Source organism: Pseudorhodoplanes sp. (assembly GCF_046289595.1).
In the GTDB taxonomy this organism is placed as follows: Bacteria; Pseudomonadota; Alphaproteobacteria; order Rhizobiales; family Xanthobacteraceae; genus Pseudorhodoplanes.
Genome location: NZ_JBKBVB010000036.1, coordinates 26,484 through 37,705, shown reverse-complemented (window position 1 = coordinate 37,705; position 11,222 = coordinate 26,484). Strand labels below are relative to the sequence as shown.

At 65.1% G+C, this 11,222-nt stretch carries 9 protein-coding genes; 7 read left to right on the top strand and 2 right to left on the bottom strand.

Features of this window, described 5'->3' with window-relative positions; translation table 11 throughout:
* On the top strand, nt 1–383 hold a 383-nt coding region (locus ACK41X_RS09995; RefSeq protein WP_409722122.1), incomplete at its 5' end, for an ABC transporter ATP-binding protein.
* A 10-nt stretch (nt 384–393) separates the two neighbouring features.
* The gene (locus tag ACK41X_RS09990; protein ID WP_409722120.1) at nt 394–1,269 is read left to right on the top strand and encodes an MlaD family protein; all 876 of its coding nucleotides are present in this window, start codon (nt 394–396) and stop codon (nt 1,267–1,269) included.
* An 18-nt stretch (nt 1,270–1,287) separates the two neighbouring features.
* Here the strand turns inward: ACK41X_RS09990 and ACK41X_RS09985 are convergent, their stop codons facing one another.
* Complete coding sequence (locus ACK41X_RS09985) at nt 1,288–1,971, bottom strand: DUF6647 family protein (RefSeq protein ID WP_409722117.1); 684 nt, start codon at nt 1,969–1,971, stop codon at nt 1,288–1,290.
* A 188-nt stretch (nt 1,972–2,159) separates the two neighbouring features.
* Nucleotides 2,160–7,709 carry a hypothetical protein gene (locus ACK41X_RS09980; protein ID WP_409722114.1) on the bottom strand — a complete coding sequence of 1,850 codons (5,550 nt, stop codon included), beginning with the start codon at nt 7,707–7,709 and terminating at the stop codon, nt 2,160–2,162.
* 370 nt (nt 7,710–8,079) lie between these two features.
* On the opposite strand from ACK41X_RS09980, the gene ACK41X_RS09975 reads away from it, so the two are divergent.
* From ACK41X_RS09975 to ACK41X_RS09955, 5 genes are all read left to right on the top strand, one after another.
* Nucleotides 8,080–8,472, top strand: coding sequence for an Hpt domain-containing protein (locus ACK41X_RS09975; RefSeq protein WP_409722112.1), 393 nt, complete (start codon nt 8,080–8,082; stop codon nt 8,470–8,472).
* Nucleotides 8,473–8,647: 175 nt separating this feature from the next.
* Complete coding sequence (locus ACK41X_RS09970; RefSeq protein WP_409722109.1) at nt 8,648–8,968, top strand: 2Fe-2S iron-sulfur cluster-binding protein; 321 nt, start codon at nt 8,648–8,650, stop codon at nt 8,966–8,968.
* Between the two features lie 168 nt (nt 8,969–9,136).
* Nucleotides 9,137–9,460, top strand: a complete 324-nt coding sequence (locus ACK41X_RS09965) for a 2Fe-2S iron-sulfur cluster-binding protein (protein WP_409722107.1) — start codon at nt 9,137–9,139, stop codon at nt 9,458–9,460.
* A gap of 4 nt (nt 9,461–9,464) precedes the next feature.
* Nucleotides 9,465–10,502, top strand: a complete 1,038-nt coding sequence (locus tag ACK41X_RS09960; RefSeq protein ID WP_409722104.1) for an NAD(P)/FAD-dependent oxidoreductase — start codon at nt 9,465–9,467, stop codon at nt 10,500–10,502.
* A gap of 43 nt (nt 10,503–10,545) precedes the next feature.
* Complete coding sequence (locus ACK41X_RS09955; protein ID WP_409722101.1) at nt 10,546–11,202, top strand: class I SAM-dependent methyltransferase; 657 nt, start codon at nt 10,546–10,548, stop codon at nt 11,200–11,202.
* Nucleotides 11,203–11,222 lie beyond the last annotated feature (20 nt).

Genomic DNA, 11,222 nt, shown 5'->3' with positions numbered 1-11,222 from the left:
AGATGGTGGGGTTGCCGCCGGAAGCACTGAACAAGATGCCCTCGGAATTGTCGGGCGGCATGATCAAGCGCGTGGCGCTTGCGCGCGCACTCGCGCTCGATCCGGCCATCGTGTTCCTCGACGAGCCGACCTCCGGCCTCGACCCCATCAGCGCAGGCGAATTCGACAATCTGATCAGAACCTTGCAGCGCACTTTGGGGCTTACCGTTTTCATGGTAACCCATGACCTGGACTCCCTGCATTCCGTCTGTGACCGGATCGCCGTTCTGGCTGACGGCAAGGTGATCGCGGCAGGGCCGATGTCGACGATGCTGGCCTCGGAACATCCGTGGCTGAAGGCTTACTTCCGCGGCAAGCGCGGCCGCGTTGGCGCAACGATGTGAGGTTGGGCGTATGGAAACGCGAGCGAATTATATCCTGATCGGCTGCTTCACATTGGCGGTCATCCTTGGCGCATTCGGCTTCGTCTACTGGTTCCATCATGTCGGCGGTACCGGCGAGCGCACGGCCTACAACGTCGTGTTCCAGGGGCCGATCGGCGGCCTGCGTTCGGGCGCGTCCGTCACCTTTAACGGCATCCGCGTCGGCGAGGTAACCGGGCTGACGCTCGACCCGAAGGATCCCAAAAACTCCATCGTCACGATTTCGGTCGATGCCAATACGCCGATCCGTGCCGACACCGAGGTCAGCCTCGATTCGCAAGGGCTGACCGGGATCGCCATCCTCGCGCTGCGCGGCGGCTCGCCGAGCGCGGAGCCCTTGACAGCGAAGATGGGCGACACGCCGCTTTTGACCGCTGGCTCGAGCGCCTCGCAGGACATGATGGCGGCAGCGCGCGACGTGGCGCGGCGGATCGATACGGTGCTGCTCGAGAACCAGCAGGCGCTGAAGAACTCGCTCAAGAATATCGAGAGCTTCACCGACATGCTGGCGAAGAATTCCGACTCGCTGTCGAAGTCGGTGAAGAACATCGAGTCCTTCACCGATGCGCTGGCGAAGAATTCGGAGAAGGTCGACGGTATTCTCGCTGGCGCGGACCGCGTGCTGGGCAATTTCGAGACGCTGACGGCGGAGAAGGGCGACGTGCCGGAGGCGGTGCGCGCATTCAAGGCTCTTGCGGAAAATCTCGACAAGCGGATCGAGGGCCTGGTCGTCGACAGCCGCCGCACGCTCAACACCATCGACCGCGCGGTACGCAATTTTGACGAAAATCCCTCGCGCATCATCTTCGGCGGTGGCCGTCCGGCGACGCAGCCGGCGCGGCGGTGACGCTTTACTTCTGATCGTTCACAGGCAGCTGTTGCGGACGAGCAGGTTCATGCCACCGGGCTCGGCTTCGCTAGCCGCAGGCTTTGCCGATTGCCGCAGCCAGGCCGATTGCGCCTGAACGGCGATGCTCTCGCGATCGCTTGCGCAGGGATAGGCGAGGCCGCCGGCGGTCTGCAGGTGATGCACGAGTGCATGCACCAGCGCTGACCACTCGGCGTCGGTGCCGCTCCAGTCCTCCGGCAGGTAGATCGTGCGGCTCGCATCGTTGTAGAGCGTGCGGCCATCGGCGAAGCCCGGCTGCCGGCCGGCGGTGGATTGGCGCTGGATATCGTGCTGCATGACAAAACCGCCGTAACGCATGCGTGCGAGCGTTTCCGGACTTTCGAACACGATCGCCGGGCGTTCGGCCGGTCGCGGCAGCGCGAAGCGGTCCGCGAGCCAATCGGTGATCGCATCGATCTGGCTGGCCGGGATCCGTCCGTCCGCCGGTTCGGGCGCGTTGCAGCGGTCCGCCGCGTGTGACTGCAACGCGCCTTGCGCCGGCGTGCAGGCCATCGCCTTTGCGGGGACGAAGGCGAGAGCGAGCGCGCCGCCAAGCATGAAACCGAGAGCCAGGCCGGGCACATGCACGCGGCCAAGGATACGACCGGGAACGTGACCGGGAACGAGACCGATCAGCAGGGCTTTCGGATACGCAAACACAACGCCACCCCCTCTGCCTGAATGCAGCATGGCGAGGGGCGGCTGCGCCTTCTGTGAGCTGGGTCACAGAGCGCAAATCTTTCCTGGTTCCGGTGCGGCAGCCGACAGCCCCGGTCAGGCCGGCGTCAGAAAAAGGGGCGCGTTTGAAAACCCGCCCCTGTCCATGTCTCTCTGGAGGTAATCTCCGATCAGTCGAACCGGCCGGCGGCATGCGCCAGCATGGTGTAGACCTTCCCGGTTTCCGAAATCAGATAGGTCCGCACCATCGCCTGGCCGCCGCGCTCGTCGCGTGAGACGTCCTCGAGCAGGCGTTCGAATTCGGCGATGTAGCGGTCCACCGTGGTGCGGAAATTGCGGTCCGCGCGATAACGGTTGCGGATGTCGTCAAAGGCGCGCTGCCCGGTCATGGTGTAAAGCTGGCGCGTGAAGGCGTCGCGCTCGCCGCGATTGTAGCGGTCCCACATATCGACGGCGGCATCGTGGTCCACGAGCCGCGCAATGTCGGCCGACAAAGCATCGAGCGAGTCCAGCGGGCGTTGCGGCGGGGACGGGGGCAACTGGCGCGCCGGTTGCGCTGGCGGCGCCTGTACTTCGTCGGCCCGGTGCAGCAGATCGGACAGCCAGCCACCTTGATTGCCGCGCGCAGCCGGAGCGGCGGTTGAGGCAGCCGGGGCGTAAGTCTCCGCGCGGGGCGGGGCCGGGGGAGCCGCCGGACGGGCGACCGGCGCTTGTGGCGGCTGTTCCGGATGCCGCGCCTGCGGCGCGCGCGGCGCCTCGGTGCGGCCGCCGCCGACCACCGCGAGCACCGGCTCGGCGGCGCGGCGCGGCTCTGCCGCCTCGATCGCGCGACCGTGACGGCTGACGATCCGGTTCAACTCGGCCAGCGCCTCGATCTGGTCGACGATCACGCGGCGCATCTGCGCGGCGTTTTCGGCGGTCTCCTGCGGCAATTCGAGGATTCCACGCCGCAACTCGGTGCGGGTCTGTTCGAGCTGCGCCTGCATTTCCGCAGCCATCTCTTTCATGCCGGCGAGCGTTTCGGCAAAGCGCTCCGCGGATTGTTTGAACAGCGCATCGGTCGCGCCGATCGCCTGGTCGTAGATCGTCTGCATGAGGTCGCTGGTGCGCTTGCTCTCGACCTCTGCGGTCTCGCGTACGATCTCGAATTGCTCGGCAATGGAGCGGGCGCCCGACGTCGAGCTTTCCGCGACCGCCCGGGCGATTTCGAGGGCGCGGTTCTCGGCGCCGGCGAGCGAGCGGTCGAGCAGCTCGGTAAAGCGGGCGAGCCGCTGTTCCAGATCCTCAGACTTCATGTCGAGCGTCGCAACGAGCGTTTCCAGCGCGGCCTTGCGCTCGGCAACCGTCTGTTCGCTGCGGCGATTGCTCTTGTCGACGGCCTCCACCGCTTCCACCAGGACGCGGCCATGCTGGGCGAATTGCGCCGCAAGCTGCGACAGGTTTTCCAGCACCGCCGAGGTATCGGAGCGGAACGATTGCACATGGGCGTTGATCTGCTCGCCCACGATATCGCTGCGCGAGGTCACATCGTTCATGGCATTGGCGAATTCGGAGACGCGGGTTGTCAGCGAGCCCTCGATCACCGCCATGTTCTCGTGCGCCGCGGTGAGCACCTCGTGCAGCAGCACATTGGCCTCGCGCATGCGTTCGAACAGCGTGTTGGATTCGCCGCGCAGCCGCGCATGCGTTTCCATGACCTGTGCGACCGATTCGGTTGCGACCCGTTCGGTCTGCTCGATCGCTTCGCGCGTGGTATGCTGCAGGTTCTGCAGGGTCTGGTTGACGCGCGCGGTCGAGGTCTCGCCGGCGTCGTTGATGATGCGGGCCAGTTCGTTCGAATTGTCCAGCATCGTGCGCGTGAAGTCGAAGCCCTTGCTCTCGATGGCGCTGACCGCGGAATGGGTGGCGCGCTGGACTTCGCTGGTGAATTCCTGGCCCTTTGCCGACAGCGCGGCGAGCAGGGTCGAGGAATTGGTATCGAGCACCCGGGTCATTTCATTGGCCCGCGCCGAGACCGCGGCGGCGATCTCGTCGGCCTTGCCGACGAAGCCGCGCGCGACTTCGGCGCTGACCCCGAGCAGGGTGCGTTCGACCTCGCTGGCATTCTGCTTGAGCACCGAGCCGATGCCCGCGGATACGACGCCGAGCACGCGCTCGGCTTCGGTTGCGGCGTTGCGCATGGCTTCGGTCGAGGTCGTGGCGAGGGCCGACATCGAGCGTTCCGCTTCGCCGGTATTGTGGCTGACGGACTGCGCCAGCATTTCCAGACGGCTGTTGAGCGCCTCGGCCGCAGCTTTGGTGCGCGATTCGATCTGGCCCGTGACCGTTTCCGAACGGCTCACCAGCATGTCGGTCACGGCATGGGTGCGCGATTCGATCTGCATCGCGATCTTCTCGGCGCGCTCGGCGAGGGTGTCGGCGACGGAGCGGGTCCGGCCTTCCACCTGGGAGGCGGCCTGTTCGGCCCGCTCGGCCAGCGCCTCGATCGCGGTGCGGGTCCGGCCCTCGATCTGGATCGCGGACTGCTCGGCGCGTTCGGTCAGGATTTCGGTCGCCGCACGGGTGCGGCCCTCGACCTGGTTTGCGGCCTCTTCCGCGCGCTCGGCGAGCACCTCGGCAACGGAGCGGGTGCGGCCCTCCACCTCCGAGGCGGCCTGTTCGGCCCGCTCGGCCAACGCCTCGATCGCGGTGCGGGTGCGGCCTTCGATCTGGATCGCGGACTGCTCCGCGCGCTCGGCCAGAATGTCGGTGGCGGCGCGGGTCCGGCCTTCGAACTGCATCGCCGCATGCCCGGCGCGCTCGCCAACGACATCGGCGGCGGTCCGCGTGCGGCCCTCGAGCTGGGCTGCAGCCTGTTCGGCCTGCTGGCCGAGCAACTCGACCGCTGCCCGCGACCGAACTTCGAACTGGGACGCTGCCTTTTCGGCGCGCTCCGCCAGGATGTCGGTCACCGAGCGGGTGCGGCCCTCGATCTGCAGGGCAGCGGTTTCGGCGCGTTCGGCGACCGCTTCGGTTGCGGTGCGGCTGCGGGTTTCGATCTGCAGGACGATCTGGTCGGCGCGCGAGGCGAGGTCGTCGGCCACCGCACGGGTGCGGCTTTCAAGCTGCGCCGCGGCCTGTTCGGCCCGCTCGGCCAGAATGTCGCTGGCGCCGCGGGTGCGGCCTTCCACCTCGGCTGCCGCCTTGCCGGCGCGTTCGATCAGGATCTCGCTTGCCGATCGGGCGCGCGTTTCGAGTTCGATCGACATTTTGTCGGCGCGATCGGCCAAGAACTCGGCAGCGAGCCGGGCGCGGGTCTCGACGGTCTGGACTGCGCTGTCCGACCGCTCGCTCAGGGATTGAACGGCGCCTGCGCTCTTGCTCTCCAGCAATTCGGTGACCTTGGTGAGTTTGTCCACCACGGTGTCGGCGACGCCGAGGCCACGGCTTTCGAGCTGGCTGGTGGCCGCTTCGGTGCGCCCGATCAGCAGCTCCTCGAACTTGCCGATCCGGGTATCAAGAGTGCTCGCCACTTCTCCGGCCCGCTTGCCGAGAACCTGGTCGATTTCGGAAGCCTTGGCGGCGATTGCCTCAGCCAGCGTGTTGCCGCGCGACTCGATCGCCCTGTGCACCTCGCCGATCCGCGACTCGATGGCGACCACGACTTCCTTGCCGCCCTCGGCGAGGGTCTTGGCGATTTCGAGAACCCGTCCGCCGAGCGCCTCGTTGAGCGTTTGCGTGCGATTGTCGAGCGCTTCCTGGAAGCGGTTCAGCCGCAGATCGAGCGCGTCGGTGATCTCGCCGGTCTTGCTGCCGATGCGCTGATCGAAATTGTCGATACAGGCGCGCATCGTATCGGTGACCGACTGGGTGCGGTCGCCCAGCCGTTCGACCAGCTCGGCGCCGTGCAATTTCACGGTGCGGTCGAATTCGCCGAGATGGCGGGTGATCAGGTTGCCCAGGTTGGATGCATCGTTGGCGATCCGTTCGGCCAGCGCGGTGCCGCCCTGGCTGAACATTTCCTCGAATGAAATGAGCCGCGCGCCAAGCATTTCCTTGAGCGCGTCGCCATGGGTTCCGATGGTGGTGGCGATGGTGTCGGCGGAACTGCGGAAGGTCTCCATAACCTCGTCGCTGCGCGACAGGATGGTCTCGGTGATCGCAGCGCCGGTCTGTTCGAGCTTCTGCACCACGTCGCCGCCGCGCAGGCTCAGATCGACCACCAGCGATTCGCCGGTCGCACGCAAGGTCGAATTCACTTCCTCGCTGCGCGCCGAGATATTCTCCGCGACCTGCGCGGAAATCTGCGAAAGATTGTCCGCGCTTACCGCTGCGACCTGCGAAAGATTGTCCGCGCTCTGGGCAGCGACCTGTGTGAGATTGTCGGCGGCCTGCGCCGAAACCTGCAGCAGGCTGGCCGAGATTTCGCCGGCACGCTCGCTCATCAATTCGGTGATGGTGGTCGAACGCTGCGAGAAGTCGTTGGTCACGTTCGACAGCCGCAACTGCATCATCTCGATGAGATTCTGCGACAGGACGTCGAATTCCTCGGCGATCGACTCGGTCTTGAAAGCGAGGCTGGCGTTGAGCCGTTCGGCCGCGCTGTCGATCGCGCTGGTCGTGGCGAAGCCGGAATTCTCGATCGAGGCGGCCGCCTGCTGGCTGATATTGTCGACGGCCTGCGCGGTTTCCTGTGCGATCTGGCGCAGCCGCTCCAGGATTTCCCCGGCGCGCTCGCCGAGCTGGGCCAGCATCTCATCGCTGACCCGGTTCAGGGTAATGTTGATATGATCGGTCTTTTCCTGCAATTCGCGGGTGATGCCATCGGTCGCCGCGGCAACCTGGGAGGCCACCTGATCGCTGATCCCGGTAATGTCCTGATTGAGGTCGAGATGCACGCCGGTGATGGCGTTGCGCACCTGTTCGGCCTGTCCGATCAGGCTGTCGCGCTGGCCGGCGAGATCGTCGAGCAGACCGCGAATGCGCACTTCGTTGTCATTGTAGGCCCGTTCGAGGGCTGCGACTTCGCTTTGCACCAAGGCTTCGAGTTCGGCAGCGCGCGCCAGCGCGCGCTCGACGCCGTCGCCCATGGCAGCGACCTCGCGGCGGATGGCCTGGCCGACACTGACGATCGATTCGCGGGCGAGGCCTTCGGGCTCCGACAGGCGCAGCGCCACTTCGGCCATGGATTGGGACAGTGCGCGCATCTCGCGCGAGCGCTGGATCATGTGCGCGACGGTGAAGAAGAACCCGACCGGGGCAAGAAAGGTGAACAGCAGCGCGATCAGGACAAAAGCGAAATTCTGCTGCAGCTGAGACAGGTATGGCGCGGTGAGGATGACGGCGAGCACAACCCACACGGCCGACAGAATGCCGGCGGCGATGAACATCGGCTTTGGCGAGGGCACGCGCGTCGATTGCAGAATCTGGCCGACCGACTTCCAGTCGTCATTGGCAGGGCGGCCGGGCTCGACATCGGCCGGGCTTTCCAAGCCGAAAGCCGGATCGCTTGCGGCCGCGACGGGCTCGCGCATCGGGACTTGCGGCTCGGCGGCCACGGGGGGCCGCGCGGCGGGCGGTTTCGCTGCCGGCCTGAAATCCGTGTCGGAAGCGGGCGGCGGTGCGGCCGGACGCGGGGCTGCGGGATTGTTCATTTCGGCGTCCCGGACCTTGAGCGCCTCCTGAATCGCCGCCATCGCCGCTTCGGTCGGATCGACGACCTTCTTCGGTTTGTTGGACATGGTCTTCCCGCCTCACTGACACACACTGACGGGGCACAGTCCGGGCATTCGAAGCGATCCTCGGCCAAAAAGCCGCAGGTTCAGCCGGTCGCAATATTGCCAAGACATCAGCCGCCGGGAGCCATCCTATCGGCTTAACCGGCCGAATTAAACAGTCCGCGTTAAGTACCTCTTAATCATCGTTAATGAGGTACCGTTCAACCCTGTGTGATTTCGGGACAGCAGCGGGAACCCACACCTTAGGCATCCGTTAACTTTGCCGGAAATTGCTGTCCTTGCGTCGCCTTTTCGGGGCCGTTTTTTACCCCGCTTTGGCCAGAGGCAGGTCAAATTACCCGGATAGGAGCCGATAGAGCTCCGGAGGCGTATGATGATCGAAGTGACCCAGACGGCGCTGGACGCCGTGGCGTCGCCCCCGCTGATCCCGGGCGACCGGCCGATTGACCATGTCCATCTCGCGCGCATGACGCTCGGCGATCGCGCACTGGAGCGCGAGGTGTTGACGCTGTTCGAGCGCCAGATCGGTCTTCTGATGGCCCGGATCGAAACCGCCCCGCATCCGGTTGCGGCCGCGGCAGCCCACACCCTGAAGGGCTCGGCCGACGGGATCGGTGCGTTCGCCATCGCGAAAGCGGCGGCGGAGGTCGAGCAGGCCGCCCGTGAGGGGGATATGGCCCGCCGCAGCTTCGCCGTCGAGGCGCTGCGTGCGGCGATCAGCGAGACGCGCACTGAAATCGCGGAGCTGCTGCGTCCGGTGTGTTGAGCCGGCGCAGGCTCGCGACTGGCTGGGCTCATTCCTTTCCGTTGTCGAAAAGCCGGACCGTTCGGCTCGTGCTGAGGCCGCTGGCGCTCGGCCGGCAATTCGCTATATACCGGCGAACGCGGCGGCCGGCCGGATCGCTGCTTCTCCCTTGGATAGCGAAGTCTGAAAGCCCCAGATGGCCAAGATCATCTTTATCGACCACGGAGGCGAAAGCCGGACCGTCGAGGCCGAGAACGGTTCGACGGTGATGGAAAACGCCATCAAAAACGGGATTCCGGGCATCGAGGCGGAATGCGGCGGCGCCTGCGCCTGCGCCACCTGCCACGTCTATATCGACGAGGCCTGGACCGAGATTGTGGGCCCGCCCTCGCCGATGGAAGAGGACATGCTGGATTTCGGCTTCGACGTGAAGCCGAACTCGCGCCTGTCCTGCCAGATCAAGGTGTCCGACGCGCTCGACGGGCTGATCGTGCGCACCCCGGAGCGGCAGGCCTGATTTGCTCAGGCAGCACACCGGCTGCAGCGCGCTTGTCACTTTAAGGGAAAGGACGATCCGGAACGCCGTGCCGCCCCGGCCGGGAGATGACGCCGGAAATCGGTTTGGATACAAACGATCGCGTCCCGGTCGCATCCCGGAAACCTCGCAGCAATCCATTTTTGCATCATGCCGAAAATCACGTTCATCGAATATGACGGCACCGTCCATGACATCGAAGCCGAGACTGGCGAGACGGTCATGGAAGCCGCCATGCGCGGCTCGGTTCCGAGCATCGTCGCCGAATGCGGCGGCTCCTGCACCTGCGCCACCTGTCACATTTATGTGGACGAGGCGTGGCTCGACAAAACCGGCGAGCGCTCGCTGGAAGAGGACGAGCAGCTCGACAACGCCTATGACGTGCGCGCCAATTCGCGGCTGTCATGCCAGATCAAGATGAGCGACGACCTCGACGGATTGCTGGTTCGCACCCCAAGCTATCAGGGCAGGTGACGTCATGCTGGACGCGACGAATGTCATCAAGACCGATGTGGTGATCATCGGAGCGGGCCCGTGCGGCCTGTTCGCGGTGTTCGAACTTGGCCTGCTCGACATCAAGGCGCATCTGATCGACATTCTCGACAAGCCGGGCGGCCAATGCGCCGAACTTTATCCCGAGAAGCCGATCTACGACATTCCCGGCATCCCGATGGTCACCGGCGACGGCCTGACCAAGGCGCTGCTCGAACAGATCAAGCCGTTCGGTCCGCAATTTCATTTCTCCGAGATGGTGGAGACCATCGAGCGGACCGGCGATCCGGAATTTCGCGTCACCACCGACGCCGGCAAGGTGTTCGAATGCAAGGCGGTGATTGTCGCCGCCGGCGGCGGCTCGTTCCAGCCCAAGCGACCGCCGATTCCCGGCATCGAGGCCTATGAGGCCAGGTCGGTGCATTACGCGGTGCGGCAGATGGAGCAGTTCCGCGGCAAGCGTCTCCTGGTCGCGGGCGGCGGCGATTCCGCGCTGGACTGGACGCTGAATCTCGCGCCGCTTGCGGGACATCTCACACTGCTGCATCGCCGCCAGGAATTCCGCGCCGCGCCCGACAGCGTCAACAAGATGATGGCGCTGGTCGGCGAGGGCAAGATCGATTTCGTGCTCGGGCAGGTAAGCTCGCTCGAAGGCAATGACGGCCAGGTCGAGAAGGCCATCGTCAAGCGCAACGACGGATCGAACTTCGAAATCGCCTGCGATGCGATCCTGCCGTTCTTCGGGCTCACGATGAAGCTCGGCCCGGTCGCCAATTGGGGGCTGAAGCTCGACGACGATCTGATCGAGGTCGAGACCGCAAGCTTCGAGACGTCCGAGAAGGGCATCTTCGCCATTGGCGACATCAACACCTATCCGGGCAAGCTGAAGCTGATCCTGTGCGGTTTTCATGAGGGGGCGCTGGCGGCGCAGAAAATCCACCGCTACGTCTATCCCGAAAAGAAACTGACGTTCCAGTATACGACATCGTCCACGAGCCTGCAGAAGAAGCTCGGCGTCGCTTAGGCGTTCGCATAATTTTCCCACTGGTGAATGTGGAGGCGAACCAATGGGCCTCTACCGCCGCTATATCGGGCCGCGCTTGATCGGCTATGCCTGTTCGCGTTCGAACATTACCGGACTTCGCCAGTCGATCGTTCCGCAGGCCAGCGGAGTCGTGCTTGAAATCGGCATCGGCCCCGGCCTCAACCTCGCCCATTACGATCCGGGCAAGGTGAAAAAGGTGATCGGGATCGATCCGGAGCCGGGCTTTCTCGAACTCGGCAGGAAGCAATTTGAACAGAGCCCGGTTCCCGTCGAGATCGTTCAGGCGCCCGGCGAGACGCTTCCGCTTGATGACGGCATCGCGGATTGCGCAGTGCTGACTTACACCTTGTGCTCGGTCGGCGATCCGGTTGCGGCTTTGCTTGAAATCCGCCGCGTGCTGAAGCCCGGCGGCCGGCTGCTGTTCCTCGAACACGGCCGCTCGGACGACGCCAACATCGCGCAATGGCAGGACCGTCTCAATCCGCTGTGGAATGTGTTCTCCTGCGGCTGCCAGATCAACCGCGACACCGCGCACTTGCTGAGCGAAGCGGGATTTCGGATCGAGGACGCCGACCGCTTCTATCTGCCGGGGGCGCCGAAGATACTCGGCTTCCACTGCCGTGGCACGGCGGTCTCAATGGCGGACGCCCGCGCCATATCGCGAAACCGCCCGTGTTGATGCGCGGCATATCGGAGCGG

What these genes read in the sequence shown, in the direction of transcription:
- ACK41X_RS09990 (WP_409722120.1), top strand. Translation starts at nt 394, where the DNA reads ATGGAAACGCGAGCGAATTATATCCTGATCGGCTGCTTCACATTGGCG.
- ACK41X_RS09980 (WP_409722114.1), bottom strand. Translation starts at nt 7,709, where the DNA reads ATGTCCAACAAACCGAAGAAGGTCGTCGATCCGACCGAAGCGGCGATG.
- ACK41X_RS09975 (WP_409722112.1), top strand. Translation starts at nt 8,080, where the DNA reads ATGATCGAAGTGACCCAGACGGCGCTGGACGCCGTGGCGTCGCCCCCG.
- ACK41X_RS09970 (WP_409722109.1), top strand. Translation starts at nt 8,648, where the DNA reads ATGGCCAAGATCATCTTTATCGACCACGGAGGCGAAAGCCGGACCGTC.
- ACK41X_RS09965 (WP_409722107.1), top strand. Translation starts at nt 9,137, where the DNA reads ATGCCGAAAATCACGTTCATCGAATATGACGGCACCGTCCATGACATC.
- ACK41X_RS09960 (WP_409722104.1), top strand. Translation starts at nt 9,465, where the DNA reads ATGCTGGACGCGACGAATGTCATCAAGACCGATGTGGTGATCATCGGA.
- ACK41X_RS09955 (WP_409722101.1), top strand. Translation starts at nt 10,546, where the DNA reads ATGGGCCTCTACCGCCGCTATATCGGGCCGCGCTTGATCGGCTATGCC.